General features: G+C 73.6%; 21 protein-coding genes. 8 read left to right on the top strand and 13 right to left on the bottom strand.

Annotation, left to right across the window (positions count from 1 at the left end; genetic code table 11):
- Positions 1-123: 123 nt before the first annotated feature.
- The gene (locus AB0883_RS27715; protein WP_366644246.1) at positions 124-1,605 is read left to right on the top strand and encodes a sugar transferase; all 1,482 of its coding nucleotides are present in this window, start codon (positions 124-126) and stop codon (positions 1,603-1,605) included.
- Between the two features lie 42 nt (positions 1,606-1,647).
- Here the strand turns inward: AB0883_RS27715 and AB0883_RS27710 are convergent, their stop codons facing one another.
- The gene (locus tag AB0883_RS27710) at positions 1,648-2,778 is read right to left on the bottom strand and encodes a PP2C family protein-serine/threonine phosphatase (protein ID WP_366644245.1); all 1,131 of its coding nucleotides are present in this window, start codon (positions 2,776-2,778) and stop codon (positions 1,648-1,650) included.
- Between the two features lie 96 nt (positions 2,779-2,874).
- Between AB0883_RS27710 and AB0883_RS27705 the strand changes: the two genes are divergently transcribed.
- Positions 2,875-3,408, top strand: a complete 534-nt coding sequence (locus AB0883_RS27705; protein ID WP_366644244.1) for a MarR family transcriptional regulator — start codon at positions 2,875-2,877, stop codon at positions 3,406-3,408.
- A gap of 76 nt (positions 3,409-3,484) precedes the next feature.
- Here the strand turns inward: AB0883_RS27705 and AB0883_RS27700 are convergent, their stop codons facing one another.
- Positions 3,485-5,155, bottom strand: a complete 1,671-nt coding sequence (locus AB0883_RS27700; RefSeq protein WP_366644243.1) for a PP2C family protein-serine/threonine phosphatase — start codon at positions 5,153-5,155, stop codon at positions 3,485-3,487.
- Between the two features lie 128 nt (positions 5,156-5,283).
- A complete protein-coding gene (locus AB0883_RS27695; protein WP_366644242.1) occupies positions 5,284-6,522 on the bottom strand; it encodes an ROK family protein in 1,239 nt (412 codons plus the stop codon).
- A 75-nt stretch (positions 6,523-6,597) separates the two neighbouring features.
- Between AB0883_RS27695 and xylA the strand changes: the two genes are divergently transcribed.
- The 4 genes from xylA to AB0883_RS27675 all read left to right on the top strand — a co-directional run bounded on the left by xylA (position 6,598) and on the right by AB0883_RS27675 (position 11,879).
- Complete coding sequence (xylA, locus tag AB0883_RS27690; protein ID WP_366644241.1) at positions 6,598-7,785, top strand: xylose isomerase; 1,188 nt, start codon at positions 6,598-6,600, stop codon at positions 7,783-7,785.
- An 11-nt stretch (positions 7,786-7,796) separates the two neighbouring features.
- Positions 7,797-9,248: a xylulokinase gene (gene xylB, locus AB0883_RS27685; protein WP_366644240.1), complete on the top strand. Its 1,452-nt coding sequence runs from the start codon at positions 7,797-7,799 to the stop codon at positions 9,246-9,248.
- A 40-nt stretch (positions 9,249-9,288) separates the two neighbouring features.
- Positions 9,289-10,392 carry a DUF5925 domain-containing protein gene (locus AB0883_RS27680; RefSeq protein WP_366644239.1) on the top strand — a complete coding sequence of 368 codons (1,104 nt, stop codon included), beginning with the start codon at positions 9,289-9,291 and terminating at the stop codon, positions 10,390-10,392.
- Positions 10,393-10,454: 62 nt separating this feature from the next.
- Positions 10,455-11,879: an MFS transporter gene (locus AB0883_RS27675; protein ID WP_366644238.1), complete on the top strand. Its 1,425-nt coding sequence runs from the start codon at positions 10,455-10,457 to the stop codon at positions 11,877-11,879.
- 48 nt (positions 11,880-11,927) lie between these two features.
- Here AB0883_RS27675 and AB0883_RS27670 read toward each other — a convergent pair whose 3' ends face one another.
- From AB0883_RS27670 to AB0883_RS27650, 5 genes are all read right to left on the bottom strand, one after another.
- A complete protein-coding gene (locus AB0883_RS27670; protein WP_366644291.1) occupies positions 11,928-13,604 on the bottom strand; it encodes a glycoside hydrolase family 13 protein in 1,677 nt (558 codons plus the stop codon).
- Positions 13,605-13,664: 60 nt separating this feature from the next.
- Entirely contained in the window at positions 13,665-14,711 is a 1,047-nt protein-coding gene (locus AB0883_RS27665; protein ID WP_366644237.1) for a LacI family DNA-binding transcriptional regulator, read from the bottom strand.
- Positions 14,712-14,771: 60 nt separating this feature from the next.
- A complete protein-coding gene (locus tag AB0883_RS27660; protein ID WP_366644236.1) occupies positions 14,772-15,740 on the bottom strand; it encodes a carbohydrate ABC transporter permease in 969 nt (322 codons plus the stop codon).
- A 1-nt stretch (position 15,741) separates the two neighbouring features.
- Positions 15,742-16,791 carry a sugar ABC transporter permease gene (locus AB0883_RS27655; RefSeq protein WP_363899362.1) on the bottom strand — a complete coding sequence of 350 codons (1,050 nt, stop codon included), beginning with the start codon at positions 16,789-16,791 and terminating at the stop codon, positions 15,742-15,744.
- A gap of 70 nt (positions 16,792-16,861) precedes the next feature.
- Positions 16,862-18,205, bottom strand: a complete 1,344-nt coding sequence (locus tag AB0883_RS27650; RefSeq protein ID WP_363899365.1) for an ABC transporter substrate-binding protein — start codon at positions 18,203-18,205, stop codon at positions 16,862-16,864.
- Positions 18,206-18,452: 247 nt separating this feature from the next.
- Here AB0883_RS27650 and AB0883_RS27645 point away from each other — a divergent pair, with 247 nt between their 5' ends.
- Positions 18,453-19,229 (top strand): peptidoglycan DD-metalloendopeptidase family protein, encoded by a 777-nt coding sequence (locus tag AB0883_RS27645; RefSeq protein ID WP_366644235.1) that lies wholly within the window; start codon positions 18,453-18,455, stop codon positions 19,227-19,229.
- A 66-nt stretch (positions 19,230-19,295) separates the two neighbouring features.
- On the opposite strand, the gene AB0883_RS27640 is transcribed toward AB0883_RS27645, so the two are convergent.
- The 5 genes from AB0883_RS27640 to AB0883_RS27620 all read right to left on the bottom strand — a co-directional run bounded on the left by AB0883_RS27640 (position 19,296) and on the right by AB0883_RS27620 (position 21,779).
- The gene (locus AB0883_RS27640; protein WP_366644234.1) at positions 19,296-19,790 is read right to left on the bottom strand and encodes a TspO/MBR family protein; all 495 of its coding nucleotides are present in this window, start codon (positions 19,788-19,790) and stop codon (positions 19,296-19,298) included.
- A gap of 158 nt (positions 19,791-19,948) precedes the next feature.
- A complete protein-coding gene (locus tag AB0883_RS27635) occupies positions 19,949-20,092 on the bottom strand; it encodes a GPGG-motif small membrane protein (protein ID WP_165947907.1) in 144 nt (47 codons plus the stop codon).
- Complete coding sequence (locus AB0883_RS27630) at positions 20,083-20,859, bottom strand: metallophosphoesterase (protein WP_366644233.1); 777 nt, start codon at positions 20,857-20,859, stop codon at positions 20,083-20,085. The genes AB0883_RS27635 and AB0883_RS27630 overlap by 10 nt, the downstream gene beginning before the upstream one ends.
- A gap of 9 nt (positions 20,860-20,868) precedes the next feature.
- Entirely contained in the window at positions 20,869-21,144 is a 276-nt protein-coding gene (locus AB0883_RS27625; RefSeq protein WP_121399527.1) for a hypothetical protein, read from the bottom strand.
- Entirely contained in the window at positions 21,141-21,779 is a 639-nt protein-coding gene (locus tag AB0883_RS27620; RefSeq protein WP_121400101.1) for a nucleotidyltransferase, read from the bottom strand. Before AB0883_RS27620 ends, AB0883_RS27625 begins: the two co-directional genes overlap by 4 nt.
- 101 nt (positions 21,780-21,880) lie before the next feature.
- On the opposite strand from AB0883_RS27620, the gene AB0883_RS27615 reads away from it, so the two are divergent.
- The gene (locus tag AB0883_RS27615; RefSeq protein WP_366644232.1) at positions 21,881-22,621 is read left to right on the top strand and encodes a dTMP kinase; all 741 of its coding nucleotides are present in this window, start codon (positions 21,881-21,883) and stop codon (positions 22,619-22,621) included.
- Positions 22,622-22,773: the final 152 nt, after the last annotated feature.

The raw sequence follows: 22,773 nt of genomic DNA, 5'->3' as shown, positions 1-22,773 counted from the left end.
GGTAATGCGTCCGAAGCAATCGGCGAACGTGGCTGTCGGGGCACGATGTCCTGGTGCCCCTACGGCCGGCCCGCGACCCGGGCCCGTCGCACGGGCCGTCGGCGACCGAAGTGGGGAGGGCCGGTGACCTCAGCGACGCTGTTGACCCCCGCCAGCACGTCGTCGAGACCGGACGAACCACGGCCAGGGCCGGCCCGCACCCGCGAGCGCGCCTACGTCCGCTCGCTGGTGGTGCTGGACACGACCGTCCTGACCGTCGCCGTGCTCGTCGGATACGTGGCCCGGTTCGGCGACGACACCCCCGGCGGCTCGAAGATCCCGTACGTCCTGGTCGCCCCCGGGCTGGTCCTCGCCTGGCTGGTCTCGCTGCGGGTGCTGCGCTGCTACGACGACCGCGTCCTCGGCTACGGCGCCGACGAGTACCGGCGGGTCGGCACCGCCAGCCTGCGCCTCGCCGGCGGCATCGCGATCGCCGGCTACATCGCCGACGTGGGCGTCTCCCGGGGGTTCCTCGGCATCTCGTTCGCCCTCGGCATGCTCGGCCTGGAACTGGCCCGGTTCGCCGCCCGCAAGCGGCTGCACCGGGCGCGCTCCGAGGGCGCCGGCTGGTCGCGCAAGGTGCTGGTGGTCGGCGACACCGCGCACGTGCTGGAGCTGGTGCACACCCTGCGGCGCGAGCCGTACGCGGGCTACCAGGTGGTCGGCGCCTGCATCCCGGACGCGCTGCTCGCCCCGGTCGCGCAGCGGCTGGGCGACGTGCCGGTGGTCGGGTCGTTCCGGGGCATCCCCGAGGCGGCCACCGCCATCGGCGCGGACACCGTCGCCGTGACCGCCTCCGGCGAGCTGACCGCCACCCGCCTGCGCCGGCTCGGCTGGCAGCTGGAGGGCACCGGCATCGACCTGGTGGTGGCCCCGGCGCTGACCGACGTCGCCGGGCCGCGCATCCACACCCGGCCGGTCGCCGGCCTGCCGCTGATCCACGTCGAGGCGCCCGAGTTCCGCGGGGCCCGCAAGCTGGTCAAGGGCTTCGTCGACCGGGCCGTCTCGTCGGTGGCCCTGACGCTGCTGCTGCCGCTGCTGGCCGCCGTCGCGCTGGCCATCAAGGTCGACAGTCGGGGGCCGGTGCTGTTCCGGCAGACCCGGGTCGGGCAGGGCGGGCGGGAGTTCGGCGTCTACAAGTTCCGCACGATGGTGGTCAACGCCGACGCCCTGCTGGCCGCGCTGGCCGCCCGCAACGAGACCGACGGCCTGATGTTCAAGATGCGCGACGACCCGCGGGTGACCCGCATCGGGCGGCTGCTGCGCAAGTGGTCGCTGGACGAGCTGCCGCAGCTGGTCAACGTCCTGCTCGGGCACATGAGCCTGGTCGGCCCCCGCCCGCCGCTGCCCTCGGAGGTGGCCCGCTACGACGGCGACGTGGCCCGCCGGCTGCTGGTCAAGCCCGGCATGACCGGGCTCTGGCAGGTCAGCGGCCGCTCCGACCTGAGCTGGGAGGACGGCATCCGGCTCGACCTCTACTACGTGGAGAACTGGTCGCTCGCGGCCGACCTGACGATCCTCTGGAAGACCTTCGGCGCGGTGGTCAACAGCCGCGGGGCCTACTGAGCGCCGCGCATCGCCTTCAGCCCGCCGCCGCCGGCCGGACGCTCAGTCCTTCGGACCCGTCCAGTCCAGGCACACCACCACCGCGTCGTCGGTCAGGTCGCCGGCGACGAACGCGCGCAGGTCGCCGATCAGCGAGCGGACGGCGTCCAGCGGCTCCATCGGTCCGGTCCGGCGCAGGAACCGGTCGAGCGCGGTCTCGCCGTAGCGGACGTCCCGCCCGGTGGCGTCGATGACGCCGTCGCTGACCACGAAGAGCCGGTCGTTGCGGCACAGCTCGAAGCGCTGCTCCCGGTAGTCGGTGGCCTCGAACATGCCGAGCGGGAACTGCGCCTCCAGCGGCAGCTCCCGGACCTGCCCGTCGCGCAGCAGCACGAGGCGGGGCGACCCGGCGTCGACCACGGTGAGCAGCCCCGAGCGTAGGTCCAGCTCCATCAGCAGCGCCGCGAGGTGCTGGTCACCCCGGTGCAGGTCGTAGACCGCCTGGTCGGCGAGGGCCGCCTGGTCGGCGAGGTCGAGCCCGGACCGGCGGGCGTTGCGCAGCGCGTGGGTGGCGAGCGAGGTGAGCATCGCGGCGGCCACCCCCTCGCCCATGCCGTTGATGGTCGCCAGCCAGACCCGGCTGCCGTCGTCGGACCAGTCGAAGCTGTCGCCGCGCACCGCGTACGCCGGTTCCAGCTGCCCGGCGAGGCTGAACGACGGGCGGGTCCGGCTGCGGCCCGGGAGCATCTCCCACTGCATCTCGGCGGCGAGGGTGAGCCGCCTGCTACGCCGCGCGGACCGGTACACGTCGGTGCCCGGGGTGACCGCGGCGATCTCGTGGGCGAGCGCGGTGGCGATCTCCGTCAGCTCGTCGAGCGCGGCCGGCCGGGCCGGCGCGGGGGTCACCACCAGCACGCCGCGGCGTTCCCCGCGCATGGACACCGGGAGGTAGCCGGTGTCGTCGGCGACGATCGGGGCCTGGTGGTCGAAGCAGCGCCAGGCGGGGTGCCCCGGCGCGGTGACGGGCTCGTCCCCGCCGAGCGGCAGCAGCGCCGCCAGCCGGTAGTCGACCTGGAGCAGTTCCACCCGGGCGATCCCGTAGGCCTCGGCCAGGACGTCGGCGATCCGGTCGAGCAGCAGGTCGGCGGGCGCCTCGTTGAGGACCTGCCGTGCCCGGTTGACCGGTTCGTTCATCATCACTCCCTCGTCACGAGCCCAGACCTGGGGATTCGGAGTAGTCTCGGGCCCACCATGGCGGATGTGCACGGTCCCTCCGGACCCGAGACGAGTATGGTCGTCGAGCTCGACACGGTGGCGGACGCCCTGCTGACGGTCTGGGAGGCCGCGCGGGAGCGGACGACCAGTCGCGTCTCCGGCGCGCAGTTGCGCGCGATCATGCTGGTCGAGCAGCACGAGGGGATCAACCTCCGCGGCCTGGCCACCGGGCTCGACATGCTGCTCTCCTCCGCCAGCCGGCTCTGTGACCGCCTCGTGGCGGCGGGCATGCTGGAACGGGAACCCGGCCGGTTCGACCGGCGGGAGATCTCGCTGCACCTCACTGCGGAATCCCGCCGGCTCCTCGCCGAGCTGCGGGACGACCGGCGCCAGCAGCTCGCGGCGATCCTCGCCGACATGACCGACGAGGGGCGGCAGGCCCTGCTGCGGGGCATGCGGGAGTTCGACGAGGCGGCGCGGCACCGGAACGCCTCCGTGCAGTCCGTCGAGGCCGCCGACCCCTGGCCGGCGGTGTCGCGCGAGCGCCCGGTCGGTCTACCGACGCAGGAGCGGCCGGGGGACGGCCCGCGGGTGGCCAGGTCGGCCTGACCCGGGCGGAGGGAGCACGCGCTTCCGCGTCGACGGCGGCCGCCGAAGGGCCGGCCGGCGGCGACGGTCCAGCCGGTCAGGGCGGTGCCGCCGCGACGGCCAGCATCGCGATGTCGTCCTGGCTCTGCCCGTCGAGCCACTCGTCGACGGACTCGAGCAGCCGGTCGACCAGCGCGGCCGGGGGGAGCCCGGCGGCCGAGGCCAGCGCCGCGCGCAGCCGTTCCTCGCCGAACATCTCCTGGCCGCCGGGGCCGCCGCGCGCCTCCACCACCCCGTCGGTGTACGCGAGCAGCAGCTCGCCCGGGACGAGGCGGAGTTCGGCCTCGGCGAACCGGGCGGCGGCGAGCGCGCCCACGGGCATCCCGCCGACCGCGACCGGGGCGACCCCACCGTCGGCCCGGACCAGCAGCGGGGACGGGTGGCCGCCGCCGGCGATCCGGACGGTGCACCCGCCGTCGGGCGCGGCGCCGAGGGTGCCGAGCAGCAGGGTGGTGAACTGGCTGCGGCGGGCCGCGTCCGGGGCGTCGAAGAGCGCCTGGTTGAGCAGCCGCATCAACTCCAGCGGCCGTTGCTCGACCAGGCGCAGGGTCCGCAGGGACTGGCGGACCCGCCCGGTGAGGACGGCCGCGCCGACGCCCTTGCCGGCCACGTCCCCGAGGGCGAAGATCGCGCCCCCGGTGATGGGGAAGACATCGTAGAAGTCGCCGCCGATGCGCAGCCGGTCCCCGGCCGCCCGGTATCCGCCGGCCAGCGTGGCGCCCGGCACGGCCGGCAGGTCGGGCGGGAGCAGGCTGTTCTGCAACACCCGGGCCAGGTGGACCTGTTCGCCGTAGAGTTCGGCGGCGCCGAGGGCCGCGCCCGCGCGGGCGGCGAACTCCCGGGCCAGCTCGACGTCGCGCCGGGCGAAGCCGGCCCGCCCGGCGCGGCGGACCAGCACCAGGGCGCCGGTGGTGCGTCCGGCACCCCGCATGGGACTGACCAGCACGGTGCCGGGCCGACCGAAGTCGGGCGGAAGCACGGTGGACAGGGCGGCCGTCTCCCCGTCCGGCCACGGGGCCGGGCCGACCGCGTGCCCGGCCAGCGCCTCGGGCAGGCCGGGCAGCGAGCCGGTCAGCGACCAGGTCGCCAGCCCGGTCACCGGGGCCGGGTCGACCCCGTCGTACCGGATCCAGTGCGGCTGGCCCTGCGCGGGCGGGGGCGGCAGGTGGACCACGATGGCCAGGTCGGCCAGGTAGGGCACGGGCAGGGTCGTGGTGGTCCGCAGCGTCTGCTCGCGCTGGAGGGACAGCCCGAGGCGGCTGCCGGCCTGGGCGAGGAACGTCGTCCGCGACCGCTCGACGCTCAGCGCCTCGGTGCGCGCGTGCTCCTCGGTGACGTCGCGCACGTACCAGGCCTGCCGCCCGTCGGCCAGGTCGCGTCGTACGCCGCGCAGCCGGCGACCGCCGTGTTCGGCGTCGAAGCTGTCCGCCCCGGCCCCCACCGCCCGGGACACGGCCGGTATCGGGCAGGTGTGCAGGTCCGCGCCGGGCACGACCTCGGGGAGGAGTGCGGTCGCCACGGCGTTGACCAGGGTCACCAGCCCCGCCCGGTCGGCGGTCACGACGGCCTCGGCCAGCCCGTCGAGCACCTCCCGGGTGAGCCGGGAGTCGGCCGGGCGCGCGGGGTCGGGGGAGAGGTCGGAGCGGGAGCGGGCGGGCTGCCCGCCGTCGGCCGGGCGCGTGTCACCGCCCCCGGGAGCGGTGGTCACCGCCGCTCGCCGGGCGCCCCGGTCTGTCGACCTGTGCGCATGCTGGTCGTGCACTCCTCGGATGGTGGTTCGTTGCCTCGGGGCAAGCGTACCGAGGCGCAGTCGCGCCGCCATCGGAGGAATCCGGCTCAGGCCGGGCGGGCCAGCCAGCCGGCCGGGCGCGCCAGGATCCGGCGTACCACCGAACCGGCTCCGCCGACGGCCGCGGCGGCGGCGCCGAGGGCCGCCGGTCGGACGGTGACCGGTGACCACGCGGCGGTGAGCACCCGCCGGGAGATCTCGGTGAGCACCGGCGGGCGCAGCCACGGCGCCAGCGGGGCGTACCCGCCGCCGAGCACCACGGTGTCCAGGTCCAGCAGGTTCACCACGCCGGCGACGGCGACCCCCAGGGCGGTCCCGGCCTCGGCCAGGGCCCGCAGCGCGCCGGGGTCGCCGGCCCCGGCCAGCTCGGCCAGCCGGGTCGTCGCGGTGTCCGCCGGAAGGTCCGCGCCGGCCAGGCCGGCCGCCGCGAGGATCGCCTCCTGGCCGGCGTACGTCTCCAGGCAGCCGCGCCCGCCGCACCGGCAGGGCGGGCCGTCGGGCCGGACCGGGACGTGACCGATCTCGCCGCTCCAGCCGCGCGAGCCCCGGAACAGGGACCCGTCGAGCACGATCCCGGCGCCGATGCCGACCTCGCCGGAGATGTGCAGGAAGCTGGCCGCGTCCGCCGGCCCGGCGTGCAGCTCGCCCAGCGCGGCGAGGTTGGCCTCGTTGTCGACCACCAGTGCGGGGATGCCGTCGACGTGCGCGGTCAGCGGGGGTTCGTCGGCGAGCAGGGCGGGGACGGGCACGTCGCGCCAGCCGAGGTTCGGCGCGAGCCGGACCAGGCCGGCGTCGTCGACCAGGCCGGGCACCGCGAGGGCCGCGCCGACCAGGGTGAGCCCCTCGCGGGTGGCGTCGGCGCGGGCGTGGGCGGCCAGGTCGGCCAGCCGGGCGAGCGCCCCGGCGGGGGAGACGGGCCGCAGGTCGGCGCGGTGCACGGCGTGGTGGCGGACCCGGCCGGCGAGGTCGACCACGCAGGCGGCCAGGTAGTCGACGTTGACCTCCAGGCCGAGCCCGGCCGGGCCGTCCGTGGCGAGCACCAGGCCCCGCGAGGGCCGTCCCGCGCCGGTCCGGGGCGTCGGCTCCGACTCGGCGACCAACCGGCCGGCGAGCAGGTCCTCCACCACGGCCGAGACGGTGGCCCGGGTGAGGCCGGTGCCGGCGGCCAGCTCGGCCCGGGAGGGCGGTCGGTCGGCGGCGGCGATCCGGCCGAGCACCACGGCGAGGTTCCACTCGCGCAGGCTGCCCTGGCGCACCGGGCCGGGCGGGGCGTCGGGTCGGGTCACCCCTTGACACTGCCACACGCCGACCAAATAATTCAACCACTGAACAAATAGCGGACGACACCCCGGAGGTCTGCCATGGCACCCCGTCCCACCCCCGCCGACAAGTTCTCCTTCGGCCTCTGGACGGTGGGCTGGCAGGCCCGCGACCCGTTCGGCGACGCCACCCGCCCCGAGCTGGACCCGGTCGAGGCGGTGCACCGGCTCGCCGAGCTGGGTGCGTACGGGATCACGTTCCACGACGACGACCTGGTGCCCTTCGGCGCGGACGCCGCCGCCCGCGACCGGCACGTGGCCCGCTTCCGCAAGGCGCTCGACGAGACCGGCCTGGTGGTCCCGATGGTGACCACCAACCTCTTCACCCACCCGGTCTTCAAGGACGGCGGCTTCACCAGCAACGACCGCGACGTCCGGCGGTACGCGCTGCGCAAGGTGCTGCGCAACGTCGACCTCGCCGCGGAGCTGGGTGCCCGCACCTTCGTGATGTGGGGCGGCCGGGAGGGTGCCGAGTACGACCTCGCCAAGGACGTCCGGGCCGCGCTGGACCGCTACCGGGAGGCCGTCGACCTGCTCTGCCAGTACGTCGTCGACTCCGGCTACGACCTGCGCTTCGCCATCGAGCCCAAGCCGAACGAGCCGCGCGGCGACATCCTGCTGCCCACCGTCGGGCACGCCCTGGCCTTCATCTCCACCCTGGCCCGCCCCGAGCTGGTCGGGCTCAACCCGGAGGTGGGGCACGAGCAGATGGCCGGCCTGAACTTCGCCCACGGCATCGCCCAGGCGCTCTGGCAGGGCAAGCTGTTCCACATCGACCTCAACGGCCAGCGCGGCGTCAAGTACGACCAGGACCTCGTCTTCGGCCACGGCGACCTGCTGAACGCGTTCGCCCTGGTCGACCTGCTGGAGCACGGCGGTCCCGGCGGGGTGCCCGCCTACGACGGCCCCCGGCACTTCGACTACAAGCCCTCGCGCACCGAGGACATGACCGGCGTCTGGGCGTCGGCGGAGGCGAACATGCGCACCTACCTCCTGCTCAAGGAGCGGGCGGCGGCGTTCCGGGCGGACCCGGAGGTCGCCGGGGCGCTGGCCGCGAGCCGGGTCGCCGACCTGGGCACGCCGACGCTGGCGCCGGGGGAGGGCCACGCCGACCTGCTCGCCGACCGTTCCGCGTTCGAGGAGTTCGACGTCGACACCGCCGCCGCGAAGGGCTTCGGCTTCGTCCGGCTCAACCAGCTCGCCGTCGAGCACCTGCTCGGCGCCCGCTGAGGCCGCCGGCGATGCCGATCGTCGCGGGGGTCGACTCCTCGACCCAGTCCTGCAAGGTGGTCGTCCGGGACGCGGAGACCGGCGCCCTGCTCCGGCAGGGCCGGGCGCCGCACCCGGACGGCACCGAGGTCGACCCGGCGGCGTGGTGGTCCGCGCTGGGCGCGGCGGCCGACGCCGCCGGCGGGCTGGCCGACGTGGCGGCGGTCTCCGTCGCCGGCCAGCAGCACGGCATGGTCTGCCTCGACGAGACGGGCGACGTGGTCCGGCCCGCGCTGCTGTGGAACGACACCCGCTCCGCCGGGGCCGCCGCCGAGCTGGTCGAGGAGGCCGGCGGCGGGGAGACCGGCCGCCGCTTCTGGGCGGAGGCGGTGGGCAGCGTGCCGGTCGCCAGCTTCACCGCCACGAAGCTGCGCTGGCTGGCCCGGCACGAGCCGGAGCACGCGGCGCGGGCGGCGGCCGTCTGCCTGCCGCACGACTGGCTGACCTGGCGGCTGGCCGGCGCGCCCGACCTGGCGGCGCTGCGCACCGACCGGGGCGACGCCAGCGGCACCGGCTACTGGTCCCCGGCGACCGGCGACTACCGCCTCGACCTGCTGGAGCGGGCGTTCGGCCGGCGGCCGCACGTGCCGACCGTGCTCGGCCCGGCGGAGCCGGCCGGCGCCGTACGCCCCGACGCCCTGCGGGGCCTGCCCGCCGGCGGGGCGGTGCTCGGTCCCGGCACCGGGGACAACGCCGCCGCCGCGCTCGGCGTCGGCGCGGGCCCGGGCGACGTCGTCGTCTCGATCGGCACCTCCGGCACCGTGTTCAGCGTCGCCGACGCCCCGGCCGCCGACCCGGGCGGCGCGGTCGCCGGCTTCGCCGACGCCACCGGCCGCTTCCTGCCGCTGGTCTGCACGCTCAACGCGGCCCGGGTGCTCGACGCCGCCGCGTCGATGCTCCGGGTCGACCTGGACGAGCTGGCCGCGCTGGCGCTCACCGCCCCCGCCGGCGCGGACGGGCTGGTCATGGTGCCCTACCTGGAGGGCGAGCGGACGCCCGACCGGCCGCTGGCGTCCGGGGCCGTGCACGGGCTGACCCTGCGCACCTCGACGGCGGCCCACCTGGCGCGCGCCGCCGTCGAGGGGCTGCTCTGCGCCCTCGCCGACGGTCTCGACGCGCTCGTCGCCCAGGGCGCCACGGTGCGCCGGGTGATCCTGGTCGGCGGCGGCGCCCGCTCGGCGGCCGTACGCCGGATCGCGCCGCAGGTCCTCGGGGTGCCGGTGGTCGTCCCGCCGCCCGGCGAGTACGTCGCCGACGGCGCCGCGCGGCAGGCCGCCTGGGTCGCCCTGGGCGGCGCGGCGCCCCCCACGTGGTCCGTCCACGGCACCGAGGAGTACGCCGCCGCCCCGGTCCCCGCCATCCGGGAGCGGTACGCCGCCGCCCGCGAGCACTTCCTCGACCGGGTCGACGCCGTGGCGGGGTAAACGACTGTACGGGCGCGCTCCGGCTCGCGATCATCGACGGATGCGGACCACCCCCGAAGCGGACGAGGCACCCGGCACCGGCATTCCCTCGATGCTCCAGTACGACGACGCGGACACCCCCTGCGACGTCATCGACGCGCTCGTCCTGGCGGACTTCGTCACCGGCCGGCACCCCTGGTCGCACACCGTCCGGCTCTCCCGGGTGCGCCCCGACGCGCCGCTGACCGCCCCGGACGGGCGGCTGCTGCGCACGGCGGTGGAGAACCGGCAGAAGTCCCGCCTGCTGGCCGGCGACGGCTGGACGGCCCGGGTGGTCACCTGGAAGGGGCGCGGCGCGGAGGTGACGGTCACGGCGGTCTCCGAGGAGGTGGGTCGCTCGACCCTCGACCGGATCGTCGACGGCGCCGCCGAACCGGAGGATCCGGGCGCCGGCCGGATCGGCTTCTGGCACCAGAACCCCCGGCGGGGCAGCCAGCGCGACGTACGCGCCATCGCCGCGCCCGAGTGGGCGGCGATCCGGCCGAACTACGCGGCGGCGGCCCGCAACGCGCTCGACGAGCTGATGGCGACCACCCCGGAGCGGCTCTCCGGCCGGCTGGTGCTGCTGCACGGGGCGCCCGGGACGGGAAAGACCACCGCGCTGCGCGCCCTCGCCCGCCAGTGGCACGACTGGTGCCAGGTCGACGCCGTGCTCGACCCGGACGTGCTCTTCGCGGACACGGCGTACCTGTCGGAGGTGGCGGTCGGGGACGAGGACGGCGAGCAGGGGACGGGCCGCCGGTGGCGGCTGCTCATCCTGGAGGACTGCGACGAGCTGATCCGGGGCGAGGCGAAGCAGGCCGCCGGGCAGGCCCTGTCCCGGCTGCTCAACCTGACCGACGGGCTGCTCGGGCAGGGGCGTGACGTGCTCGTCGCGATCACCACGAACGAGGACCTGTCCCGGCTGCACCCGGCGGTGGTCCGCCCGGGGCGCTGCCTGGCCCGGATCGAGGTGGGCCCGCTGTCGTACGAGGAGGCGACCGGGTGGCTGGGCACGGCGGCGGGGGTGCCGCCCCAGGGCGCCACCCTCGCCGAGCTGTACGCGCTGCGGGCGGGCACGCCGGCCGCGCCCGCCGCCCCGCCCGCGATCGGCGGCTACCTCTGAGCGCCCCGGCGCGCCCGCGCGTCGTCACCCGCTCGTGACCTGATCCTGGTTGGCTGCCGCTCATGACCTTGACCAGGGGCGGGCCGGCGCGGGCCCGGGGCGGGACGCCCGCACACCGGTTCTACAGCGTCGTGGTCTTCGTGCTGCTCGCCTCGCTGGACAACGTGGCGATCGGACTGGTGCCCCCGCTGTACGGCCCCATCTCCGCCGCCTTCGACGTGCCGCAGCGGCTGCTCGGCCTGGTCACCGCCGTGAGCTTCCTGGCCAGCGCGGTGGCCGCGGTGGGCTGGGCGTACGTGGGCGACCGCGCGAACCGCAAGCCGCTGCTGATGGTCGGCACCCTGATCTGGGCGCTCGGCACGGGCGGCAGCGCGGTCGCGGTGAACTATCCCGCCTTCCTGGCCGCGCAGATCGTGGCGGCGGTCGGGCTGGGCGCGGTCGGTTCCGTCGGCTTCTCGGTCGTCACCGACCTGATCTCGCCCCGCCGCCGGGGGCTGGTGATGAGCTTCTGGGGGCTGTCCCAGGGCGTCGGCACACTGGCCGGCACGCTGGTCGGCGGGCTGCTCGGGGCGACCGACTGGCGACGGCCGTTCCTGCTGCTGACCGTGGTCGGCGTCGCGGCGACCGTCGCCTACCTGTTCACCTACGACATCCGGCGCGGGCAGAGCGAGCCGGAGCTGGCCGACGCGCTCGCCACCGGCGCCGAGTACGACTACCGGATCAGCCGGGCGGACCTGCCGAGGATCCTGGGCCGGCGGACGAACCGCTGGCTGATCCTCCAGGGCCTCACCGCCCAGGCGGCCTTCGGGTCGCTGGTCTGGCTGCCGGTGCTCTTCGCCGAGCGGGCCGAGGAGCAGGGCTACTCCGCCGCCACCGCCGTGGTCGTGGGCAGCGTCTTCGCCACGCTGTTCCAGCTCGGCGGGGTGCTCTCCATCGTGGGCGGGCTGGTCGGCGACGCGCTGCAACGGCGTACGCCCCGGGGCCGGGCGCTGGTCGCGGCGGTCGGCATCCTCGCGGCGCTGCCGTTCTACCTGGTGCTCTTCTTCGTGCCGATCCGCATCGACGTGCCGGACGGCGCCGGCGCCGGGTCGGTGGTCCGGGCGGTGCTGGCCAGCGTGTTCACCGAGCCGACGGTCGGGCTGAGCCTGCTCACCGCCGTGGTGGCGCTGGCGCTCACCTCGGCCAACTCGCCCAACTGGTTCGCCCTGATCGCCGACGTCAACCCGCCGGAGCACCGGGGCACCGTCTACAGCCTCGGCAACCTGGTCAACGGCGTCGGCCGGGCGGCCGGCAACGGGCTGGTCGGGGTGGCCTTCCACGGCCTGCGGGCGGCCTTCCCGCCGCCGCTGAACTACGCCGTCGGGCTGGCGGCCTTCCAGCTCTTCTTCATCCCGACGGGCGTCATGTACTGGCTGGCCTCGCGGACCTCGCCGGGCGACATCGCCGGCGTCCGGGACCTGCTGCACGACCGCGCCGAGCGCCTGTAGGAAGGGGCCCCTCGGCAGGCGCGGCGCCGCCGAGGGACCCCTGCCGCGTCAGGCCGGGCGGACCCAGACCGTCACGTCGGTGGGCACGGCGCCGTCCGCGTCCAGCGGGGCACTGGCGTGCACCAGCTCGGACCCGGCGGGCAGCGGCACGGCGGCGTCGCCGAAGTTGGTGAGCACGGTCAGCGCGCCGTTGCGGAACGAGAGCACCTCGTCGCCGGAGGCGAGCCACTCCAGCGTGCCCTCGCCGAGCCGGTGCTCGCGGCGCAGCCGCAGGGCCGTCCGGTACAGCTCGTACGTCGAGCCGGGCGTGTCCCGCTGCCGGTCCAGGGCGTACTCCGCCCAGAGCGACGGCTGCGGCAGCCAGCTCGCGTCGGTCGGCCCGAAGCCGTACGACGGGGCGTCGGCCTCCCACGGGATCGGCACCCGACAGCCGTCGCGACCCCGCTCGGTGTGCCCGCTGCGCGCCCAGGTCGGATCCTGCCGGGCCTCGTCGGGCATCGTGGTGTGCTCCGGCAGGCCCAGCTCCTCGCCCTGGTAGAGGTAGGCCGAGCCGGGCAGGGCGAGCATCAGCAGCGTGGCTGCCCGGGCCCGGCGCAGGCCGAGCGCGGTGTCCGGCTGCGGGTCGCCGATGCCGATGCCGTTGGGCCGCTTGCCGGTGATCGGCAGCCCCAACCGGGAGGCGTGCCGGACCACGTCGTGGTTGGACAGCACCCACGTGGTCGGGGCGCCGACGACGTCGGTGGCCTCCAGCGAGCGGGTGATCACCGCGTACTGGGCCGGGGCGGTCCACGCGGCCAGCAGGTACTCGAAGTTGAACGCCTGGTGCATCTCGTCCGGCCGGACGTAGCGGGCCAGCCGCTCGGCCGGCTCGACCCACGCCTCGGCGACCAGGATCCGCTCGTCCGGGTAGCCGTCCAGCACGCGCCGCCAGTCCCGGTAGATCTCGTGCACGCCCTCCTGGTCCCACATCGGCGGGCGCGGCTTGTCGATCTCCTGACCGGAGAGGATCTCCTGCGGCTCCTGCCAGTCGGCCAGGTCGGCCTGCTTGATCAGGCCGTGCGCCACGTCGACGCGGAAGCCGTCGACGCCGCGGTCCAGCCAGAACCGGAGCACCTCCAGGAACTCCTCCCGGACCTCGGAGTTGTCCCAGTTGAGGTCGGGCTGACCGGAGTCGAACAGGTGCAGGTACCACTGGCCGGGGCGGCCGTCGGCCTCGGTGACGCGGGTCCAGGCCGGCCCGCCGAAGACGCTCTGCCAGTCGTTCGGGGGCTGCGCGCCGTCCGGCCCCCGCCCGTCGCGGAAGATGTAGCGGTCGCGCTCCGGGCTGCCGGGGGCGGCGGCGACCGCCGCGGCGAACCACCGGTGTGCCGACGACGTGTGGTTGGGCACCAGGTCGACGATGACCCGCAGCTCGCGCGAGTGCGCCTCGGCGATCAACCGGTCGGCGTCGGCGAGGGTGCCGAAGAGCGGGTCCACGTCGCGGTAGTCGGCCACGTCGTACCCGGCGTCGGCCTGCGGGGACGGATAGAACGGCGACAGCCAGAGCGCGTCCACGCCCAGTTCCACGAGGTGGTCCAGGCGGGCGGTGATGCCGGGCAGGTCGCCGATCCCGTCGCCGTCGGAGTCGGCGAAGGAGCGCGGATAGACCTGGTAGATGGTGGCCCTGGTCCACCAACCGGTGGCCGGGCCGGCGGGCGTGTCCTGGTGCGTCGGGTTGCTGTTCAGGGCCTTCTCCCGTGTGTCGAGCCGGACGGTCGGATGCAGCCGGCGTCGGCGGTTTTCCCGTTAGTGTGCCCGGGGTGGTGCGGTCGATTCACGCACGATCAGCCGAGTGGGCAGGATCACCGGTGACCCCGGCGTGTCGAGATAGGGGTTGCTCCCCGGCGGCAGGGCCCGGCCGTGCAGCGGGTCGAGCAGGATCCGCGTGGCGAGCCGGCCCTGCTCCGCCGCCGGCTGGGCGATCGTGCTCAGCCCGAGGACGCTGGCCAGGTCGTGGTCGTCGACGCCGATCACGCTGACGTCCTGCGGGACCCGCAGGCCGGCGTCGCGCAGCGCGGTCATCGCCCCCATCGCCATCTCGTCGCAGGCCGCGAAGATCGCCGTCGGCGGGTCGCCGCGCCGGAGCAGTTCCTCGGTGGCCCGCGTACCGCCGCTGATGGTGAACTGCGACTCCACGTCGAGGCCGGGATCGGGGACCATCCCGGCGTCGCGCAGCGCCTGCCGGTAGCCGCGCCGCCGGTCGAGGTGGGTGGTGTAGGCCAGTTCGTCGTCCGGGTCGCCGGAGATGTGGGCGATCCGCCGGTGCCCCAGGTCGAGCAGGTGCCGGGTGGCGGTCCGCGCGACGCCCACGTCGTCGATGCGTACGCAGGGCCAGCCGGGCACCACCGTGCCGGAGCTGATGGTCACCCCGGGCAGCTTCAGCTTCGTCAGTGCGGTCAGGTCGGCGGGCCGCAGCGGCGTGGCGACCAGCATGATCGCGTCGACGCGCTTGTGCAGGTTGGCGGTGCGCAGCACCCGCTGACGGACCTGCTCCCGCCCACCGAGGTTGTAGAGCAGCAGGTCGTAGCCGGCCTGCTGGAGGATGTCCTCGACCGCCTCGACGACGGTGCCGAAGAACCACCGGGTGATGCGGGGGACCACGACGGCGACCGTGCCGGTGCGCCCGCCGGCCAGCCGCGAGGCGCTCGGCGAGACGGCGTACTCCAGTTGCTCGGCCGCCGCGAGCACCCGGCGCCGCGTCGCGGCCGAGACAGTCGGCAGCCCGCGCAACGCCCGGGACACGGTGGCGGTGGAGACCCCGGCCAGGCGTGCGACGTCGTCGATCTTCGTCACGCTATCCCCCGCTCCGCCCGGCTCCGCCGCCGCCGGTGGCCCGGCGGCGGCGGAGACGCCTCAGCCCTTGACGCTGCCGGCGAGCAGGCCGCGCACGAAGAAGCGCTGGAGGGACAGGAAGACGATCATCGGTACGACGATCGAGACGAACGCGCCGGCGGTGAGCCGCTGCCACTCGTTGCCCCGGGTGCCGGCCATCTCGGCCAGCCGGACGGTGAGCGGAGCGGTCTCGTTGCCGCCACCGGCGAAGATCAGCGCGACCAGCAGGTCGTTCCAGACCCAGAGGAACTGGAAGATGCCGAACGCGGCCAGCGCCGGGGTGATCAGCGGCAACACGATCGAGCGGAAGATCTTCGGGTGGGTGGCCCCGTCGACCCGGGCCGACTCCATCAGCTCCCCGGGCAGCTGCGAGATGAAGTTGTGCAGCAGGAAGACGGCGAACGGCAGCGCGAAGCAGGTGTGCGCGAACCACACCTGCGCGAACTTCTGTTCGTCGACCAGGTCCCAGGCCGGCATGACGGTGACCCCGCCGATGGTGACGCCGGTGGAGAAGAACTTCAGCAGCGGCACGAGGGCCATCTGCAACGGCACGATCTGCAGCGCGAAGATCGCGATGTACATCCAGTCCCGGCCCCGGAAGTTGATCCAGGCCAGCGCGTACGCGGCGAGGGCCGCGAAGGCGAGCGGGAAGAGCACCGACGGGATGGTGATCGCCAGCGAGTTGATGAAGTAGCTGGCGAGCTGCCCCGACGACGAGGAGCGCCCGAACAGCACCTCCTGGTAGTTCTCCAGGGTGAACGACGGGTTGGTGAAGAAGTTCCACCACCCGTTGCTCTTGATCTCGTCCTCCGGCCGGACCGAGGAGATGAACAGGCCGAAGGTGGGGATGGTCCAGAGCATCGCGATGACGATCGAGACGAGGGTCGCGGTGCGGCTGTTCAGCCGCCTGCGAACCCGTCCGGCGGTGCTGGTGCCACGGCCGTCGGTCTTCTGGGTGCCGGCGGCGACGGTGGGCGTTGCGGTGGTCATCTCAGCCCTCCCGCTGCTGACGGAGGTTGCGGATCTGGTAGATCACGATCGGGATCACCAGGATGAACAGGAAGACCGCCAGCGCCGAGCCCTGCCCGTTCTGGCCGTACCGGAACGCCTGGTTGTACATCTCGTTCGCGATCACGCTGGTGTCGTAGTTGCCGTTGGTGGACGTCCGGACGATGTCGAATACCTTGAGGGTGGCGATCGACAGCGTCACCACGACCACGATCAGCGCCGGCCGGATGCTCGGCATGGTGATCTGCCAGAACATCTGCCAGGGCGTGACCCCGTCGAGCCGGGCCGCCTCCACGATGTCGGCGGGGATCGCCTTGATCGCGGCGGAGAGCACCACCATCGCGAAACCGGCCTGGATCCAGACCATGATCACGATCAGCAGCAGCGTGTTCAGCGGCGAGTCCAGCAGCCACTGCCTCGGTTCGCCACCGAGGCTGACCACGATCTGGTTGAGCAGGCCGATCTGCTCCTGCCCCTCGCCCCGGTAGGCGTAGACGAACTTCCAGATGATGCTCGCGCCCACGAAGGAGATCGCCATCGGCAGGAAGATCAGCGACTTGGCCACCGCCTCGAACCGGGCCTTGTCCACCATCACGGCGTAGAGCAGGCCGAACGAGGTGGCCACGAGCGGTACGAGGAGCACCCAGACCAGGGTGTTGACGAGCACCCGGACGATCGAGTCCTCGGAGAACATCCAGCCGTAGTTGCGCAGCCCGACCCATTCGTTGCCGCTCGCGTCCATCAACGAGAGCAGCGTGGTGCGGATGGCCGGGACCACCAGCCCGATGGTGAGCAGCAGCAGCGTCGGCAGCAGGAAGAAGAGCGCGAACAGGCCCTCCCGCGGCTTGCGCCGGCGGGGGAGCGGGGCGCCGCTCGCGGCGGCAGCGATGATCTGCCCCTCCCGGCGGCGGGCGAACCAGGCCGGCACCACGTCGAGGAGCAGGAGCAGACCGCCCACCACCGCGACGAAGGCGACCAGCCCGTACATCAGCATGAGGAACTTCGGCTGTTCCGCAGCGAAGTCGAACTCCATCGACCCTCCCAGGTCTCTGATCAGCCGGGTGGGCCGGCCCGCGTGCGCGGACCGGCCCACCCGGTTCAGATCACTTCCAGCTGCTCTCGATGCCGTCGAGGACCGTCTTGGTGTCCTTGCCGTTGATCCAGGCGACCATGCCCTTCCAGAACGTCCCCGCGCCGACGGCCGCCGGCATCAGGTCCGAGCCGTCGAAGCGGAAGACGGTGGACTTGTCCTGGAGGATCTGGACGGAGAGCTTGTCGACGGGGTTGGCGACATTGGCCAGGTCGAGCTTGTTGTTCGCCGACACCCAGTCGCCGATCTTGGCGCGGCTGTTGGCGTACTCACCCGAGGCGAGGTAGGTCTGCACGGCCTGGACCTCGGGACGGTCGGCGAAGGCCGCGACGAACTCGCCGCCGCCCAGCACCGGCTTGCCCTTGCTGGCGTCGATGGCCGGGAAGTAGAACGCGAAGACGTCGCCGTCCTCGGCCACCTTGGTGCCCTTCGGCCACTGGTTGGCGTAGAAGGACGCCTGGCGGTGCAGCGCGCACTTGCCGGTGGTGATCGGCACGCCGGCCTCCTGGAAGGAGGTGGTGGCGATGCTCTTCACGCCGCCGAAGCCGCCGTTGACGTACTTCTCGTTCTTGAGGATGGTGCCGGCCCGGTCGAGGGCCTCGGCGACCTTCGGGTCGTTGAACGGGATGCCGTGGGTGGTCCACTGGTCGTAGACCTCGGGGGTCTGCGTCCGCAGCATGAGGTCCTCGACCCAGTCGGTGGCCGGCCAGCCGGTGCCCTCACCGGACTCGATGCCGGCGCACCACGGCTTGGTGCCGCTCGCCGCGATCTGGTCGCTGAGCTTGATCAGCTCGTCCCAGCTGGTCGGGACCGTCCAGCCCTTCTCCTTGAAGGTCTTCGGCGAGTACCACACGAAGGACTTCACGTTGGAGCCGAGCGGGGCGCCGTAGAACTGGCCGTTGACGGTGCTGTACTTCAGCCAGTCGGCCGGGTAGTTCTCCTCGGCCATCTTCTTGGTGTCGGCGCTGGTGGCCTTGAGCTTGCCCGAGTCGACGAAGCGCTTGAGCAGACCCGGCTGCGGGATGAACGCGAGGTCGGGGGCGTTGCCACCGTCGACCCGGACCGGGAGCTGGGCCTCGAACTCGCCGCTGCCCTCGTGGTCGATCTCGATGCCGGTGCAGTCCTCGAACTGCTTCCAGGACTCCGCGAGGCGGTCGGCCTCGATGTCCCGGATCGACGAGTAGATCGTGACCTTCTTGCCGTCGTTGTCACCGTACTTCTCGTATGCGGCGCACTCCGCGGAGCCCCCCGCGGAGTCGCTCTTCTTGTCGTTGCCGGTGCCGCAGGCCGTGGCGCTCAGCGCCAGCCCCAGTACGCCGGCGATCGCGAAAGCCTGGCGTGATCTGGCAAACGCCATGCCGTTCTCCTTCCTTGCCGGCGCGTCAGGGATCGAACCCGCGCCGGTCCGATGGGCGTCACCACATGTAAGCGCTTGCATCTGGCCTGGTCCACCCCTATCCGGACACGAGCAAGTAACAATCCGGAAACCCGTAAGCTCCCTGTTGGGCACGCTCCCACACGGGGATACGACCCCTTTCCATCGATGTCATTTTCTGACACGCTGAGAGCAGGTGATCGAAGGATTTCGACATAGGAGGTGCTGGATGGGCAAGCGGTGGTTGGGCCTGCTGGCGGCCGGTCTGCTGGCCGTGGGCGCGCTGGTGGTCCCGGCGGCCCCGGCAATGGCCGCCCCCACGTTCAAGGTCCCGTTCCCGTGCGGGCAGTCCTGGTCCGGGCAGACCCGGACCAACCACAGCCCGGCGTATTCGATCGACTTCAACCGCACGGACGACCTCGGTGACCCGGTGGTGGCGAGCGCCCCGGGCACGGTCGACCGGGTGACCGATCTCGGCGGAACCAGTTACGGAAAGTACGTTCGGATCAACCACGGCGGCGGGTACAGCACCTACTACGCCCACCTCAACGGCTTCAACGTGTCCGTGGGGCAGACCGTCGGCTACGGCAAGGTGATCGGCTGGGTCGGCAGCACCGGCGGCTCGACCGGCCCGCACCTGCACTACGAGCAGCGGCTCAACGGCGCCGACATCCAGGTGCGGTTCAACGGCGCGCTCGCCCTCTACTGGGGCACCAAGAACTACACCAGCGACAACGGTTGCGGCAGCAGCACCGGCTCCGGCACGGTCAACACCGCCGGGACCGCGCTGACCGTCCGCTCCGGGCCGGGCACCGGCTACGCCGCGGTGGGCACCGTCGCCGACGGCACCCAGGTGACCATCCACTGCCAGACCAGCGGCACCAGCGTCACCGGCACCTACGGCACCAGCACGATCTGGGACCGGATCGGCACCGGCCGCTTCATCGCCGACGCGTACGTCTACACCGGCTCCGACGGCTACATCCCCGGCGTGCCCCGCTGCTGAGCGGGCGACGGGGCCCCGGCTGCGCGCCGGGGCCCCGTTCCGTCGTCGTGTCCCCCGCCGCCCGGCTCAGCTGTTCAGGCGCCAGATGGCGAAGTTCAGGGCGGCCGCGAAGGTGACCCACGCCCAGTAGGGCAGCATCAGCAGTGTCGCCGGGCGGGACACCCTGCGGAAGAGCGCGACCGTCACGCCGATCGCCACCCACATCAGCAGGATCTCGACGAACGCCAGCCCGTAGCGGCCGGCGCCGAAGAAGAGCGGCGTCCAGACGGCGTTGAGCACCAGCTGGGCGATCCACGCCCAGAGCGCCGGGCCGAAGCCGACCCGCCGCCAGACCAGCCAGCCGGCCACCGCGATCATCGCGTAGAGGAGGCTCCAGACCGGTCCGAAGAGCCAGGACGGGGGAGCCCAGGCGGGCTGTTCGAGGTTCGCGTACTCGGCCGAGGTGCCCTGCACGCCGAGGCCGCCGATCGCCGCGGCGACGAACACCGCCGCCCCGAAGCCGAGCAGTGCCCACCACTGCCGGGCGCCGCCGGCCCGTTCAGCGCTCCCAGACATCTCCATGGTCGAGATATTTCCGCCGGAGACGGACGGTAAACCCGCCGTCACCCTCCGGACGGCACGACACCGGGGTCGTCATGGCCGGAGGCTCCTGTCGGGAGGACGGAGTTCCGGTCACGACGACCCCGGTGGGTCCTGAACGGCGGCCTGTAGCCGCCTCGTCAATTGAAGATGCTCACACCACCCGGCCCGACGAGCAGGCCGACCACGATGAGGACGACGCCCCACAGGATCTGCCGCCGGAACAGCGCGAGGATGCCGGCGACCACGAGTACGACTGCGAGAATCCAGAGAATCAGCTCCATGTTTGCTGAATACCCGAGCTGCCGACGCCGGAAACCTGTGCCTGGTCGAGGTGCTCGCCCAGGTGGAAGACGCTGTACGCCTGCTTGATCACGGGGTGGGCGACGTTGCGGACGCGTACCCCGCCGGGCGTGGTGCCCCGCTCGGAGCCGGCGTGCGCGTGCCCGTGCAGGGCCAGCGCGGTCGGCGCCGAGTCGATCGCCTGACCGAGCTGGTACGAGCCCAGGAACGGGTAGATCTCCAGCGGCTCACCGGCGAGGGTGTCCGGCACCGGCGAGTAGTGGGTGAGCGCCACCAGCACGTCGCACTCCAGCCCCCGCAGCGCGGCGGCCAGGGCGTCGGCGCTGTCCGTGGTGGTCCGGACGAACGCCTTCATCTCCGGCTCGCCGAAGTCGCTGGCGCAGCGGCCGGCGAACCCCCCGCCGAACCCCTTCACCCCGGCCACGCCCAGTCGGCCGCCGGCGCAGTCCAGTACGACGCCGTCGCCCTCCAGCACGGTGATCCCGGCGTCCTCGAGCACCTTGACCACCTGCGGCACCTGGTCGCACTGGTGGTCGTGGTTGCCCAGCACGGTCACCACCGGCACGCCCAGCCCGCCGAACTCGGTGGCCACGCACCGGGCCTCCGACTCTGTCCCGTGCCGGGTCAGGTCGCCGGCGAGCAGCAGCACGTCGGCGTGCTCGGGCAGCTCGTCCAGTGCCGGCCGGAACCGGCCGACCACGTCCTCGTCCAGATGCACGTCGCCCACGGCGGCGATCCGGATCACCATGGAACCTCCTCAGGGCAGTTGCTCGATCTCCGTGGGCGCCTGCGCGCGGATCACCCCGATGTCGCTGGTGACCGGCACGTCGGGGAAGCGTTCGGCCACCCGGCGCAGGATCTCCTCCCGCCGGTGCGGGCTCTCGACCTCGCCGTAGAGCACGAGGCCGCGCTCCCGGCGGACCACGGTGATCCCCTGCTCGGCCACGTCCGGGTCCTCGGTCAGCAGCCGGTGGATCTCCGCCTCGACGTACTCGTCGGGCGGTCCGGTGGCGACGTCGCGGTGCTCGGTCACGGTGTCCCCTCTCCCTCGCCGGTGCCGGAGTGCGGCACCACCTCCAGCCGGTCCAGCAGCACCAGGAACGCCTCCGCGTACGGGGAGTGCTGCGTCTCCTTGCGTACCCGTTCCCAGTCGATCTGCTCCCGCAGGGAACGGGCCAGCGGCAGACCCCGGGCGAAGTCGCAGTAGTGCTGCGAGAAGCTCAGCAGTTTGTGCACCATGAGCTGGGTGGCCGAGAGCACCGGCATGTGGATCGCGTCGACCGGCCGGACGACCGTGTCGGCGAACGTCTCCTCGGTGACCGGCGTCTCGATCGGCCGGTGGATCAGGTCCACCATGCGGCCGTCGTCGAAGACCTTGACCAGCCAGTCCTCGGGCGGCCGCTCGGCGGTGAAGCCCGCCGCGACCAGCGCCTCCAGGGAGCGTTCCACGTCGACCTCGCGGATCAGGAAGTCGACGTCGTGCTCGCTCGAGTGACCGCCGTGGGCGTACACCGCGAAGCTGCCCCCGAGCGCGAAGGGAATCTCTTCCTGCTTGAGCACGGCGGCGACCTTCTTCAGCGTGTGCACCAGGCTCTCGTCCCCGCGCTCTGCCATTGGCGTCTCCCGTCGATGGTGGTGGGCGGCTGATCCAACTCCGGTACCCGGCATCCCGGCGGGCCACACCTGGCAGGTGGCACGGTCGGGGTCAACCGGGAGGACACGGCACAAATCTCCGGGTACGCGAGCGTGGGTCGGATAGCCTGTGCAGAGTGTCCAGATCACCGGGGGCGCGGCGCGGCAGGGCCCGATTGCGCGCCGTCGCCCTGATCGGCATCGACGGCTCGGGCAAGACCACCCAGGCGCACCGGCTCGCCGACGCGCTCACCGCGGCGGGCCACCCCGCCACCTACCACCGCAACGCCGGCGGGCGGCGCTGGCTGAGCCGCCTCGCGCACCGACTCGGCCGCCCGGACGCCCAGCGGCTCGTCGGGCGCAGCGGCATGCTGGCGGTGGAGTCCGTGCTCCGCTGGCTGGCGATCGCCGTCGCCCTGCTGAGCTGCCTGGCCACCGGCCGGGTCGCGGTGATGGACCGCTACTCCGCCTGCCAGTACGCGAGCATCCGGGCACACGGGGGCCAGCGCTGGGAGCGGCTGGCCCGGGCCGGCTACCGGATGTTCCCGCGACCGCAGGTGACCTTCCTGCTGACCGTCGATCCCGCCGAGGCGTACCGGCGGATCGAGCAGCGCGGCACCGACCACGAGAGCATGCGTTACCTGACCGCCGCCGACACCGCGTACCGGACCCTGCCGGAGTACCCGACCTTCGTCGTGGTGGACGCCGGGCGCCCGCCGGAGGAGGTCTCCCGGCAGATCCAGGCCCACATGGCGGGCTGGCTGGCGCCCGCCGACGGTCGCGACGCCCGGCCGGCCGACGGGCCCGACGTCCGGCCCACCGTCGTCCCCGCGCCGCCGGGCGCGGAGCGGGTCGCGATCGGCCGGCTGACCGCCTGATCCGCCTGACCGGCTGAGCCACCCCCACGGGCCGGCTGCCCGGGACGCGGCCGGGTGGCCGGGGCGCCGCGGGAGGCGGCGGGATGGCATCGTCTGCGCGGGGGTCGCGCGCGGGCCGGTGGCGGCCGTACGGCCTCTCCGCGCAGGTCCGC

The sequence above is a fragment of the Micromonospora sp. NPDC047812 genome (assembly GCF_040704175.1).
Taxonomy (GTDB): domain Bacteria; phylum Actinomycetota; class Actinomycetes; order Mycobacteriales; family Micromonosporaceae; genus Micromonospora.
The sequence above is the reverse complement of the archived record's forward strand: the minus strand, read 5'-3'. Positions and strand labels throughout refer to the sequence as shown.

What these genes read in the sequence shown, in the direction of transcription:
- AB0883_RS27675 (WP_366644238.1), top strand. Translation starts at nt 10,455, where the DNA reads ATGACCTTGACCAGGGGCGGGCCGGCGCGGGCCCGGGGCGGGACGCCC.
- AB0883_RS27630 (WP_366644233.1), bottom strand. Translation starts at nt 20,859, where the DNA reads ATGGTGATCCGGATCGCCGCCGTGGGCGACGTGCATCTGGACGAGGAC.
- AB0883_RS27705 (WP_366644244.1), top strand. Translation starts at nt 2,875, where the DNA reads ATGGTCGTCGAGCTCGACACGGTGGCGGACGCCCTGCTGACGGTCTGG.
- AB0883_RS27655 (WP_363899362.1), bottom strand. Translation starts at nt 16,791, where the DNA reads ATGGAGTTCGACTTCGCTGCGGAACAGCCGAAGTTCCTCATGCTGATG.
- xylA (WP_366644241.1), top strand. Translation starts at nt 6,598, where the DNA reads ATGGCACCCCGTCCCACCCCCGCCGACAAGTTCTCCTTCGGCCTCTGG.
- AB0883_RS27635 (WP_165947907.1), bottom strand. Translation starts at nt 20,092, where the DNA reads ATGGAGCTGATTCTCTGGATTCTCGCAGTCGTACTCGTGGTCGCCGGC.
- AB0883_RS27650 (WP_363899365.1), bottom strand. Translation starts at nt 18,205, where the DNA reads ATGGCGTTTGCCAGATCACGCCAGGCTTTCGCGATCGCCGGCGTACTG.
- AB0883_RS27710 (WP_366644245.1), bottom strand. Translation starts at nt 2,778, where the DNA reads ATGAACGAACCGGTCAACCGGGCACGGCAGGTCCTCAACGAGGCGCCC.
- AB0883_RS27640 (WP_366644234.1), bottom strand. Translation starts at nt 19,790, where the DNA reads ATGGAGATGTCTGGGAGCGCTGAACGGGCCGGCGGCGCCCGGCAGTGG.
- xylB (WP_366644240.1), top strand. Translation starts at nt 7,797, where the DNA reads ATGCCGATCGTCGCGGGGGTCGACTCCTCGACCCAGTCCTGCAAGGTG.
- AB0883_RS27645 (WP_366644235.1), top strand. Translation starts at nt 18,453, where the DNA reads ATGGGCAAGCGGTGGTTGGGCCTGCTGGCGGCCGGTCTGCTGGCCGTG.
- AB0883_RS27660 (WP_366644236.1), bottom strand. Translation starts at nt 15,740, where the DNA reads ATGACCACCGCAACGCCCACCGTCGCCGCCGGCACCCAGAAGACCGAC.
- AB0883_RS27680 (WP_366644239.1), top strand. Translation starts at nt 9,289, where the DNA reads ATGCGGACCACCCCCGAAGCGGACGAGGCACCCGGCACCGGCATTCCC.
- AB0883_RS27620 (WP_121400101.1), bottom strand. Translation starts at nt 21,779, where the DNA reads ATGCCGGGTACCGGAGTTGGATCAGCCGCCCACCACCATCGACGGGAG.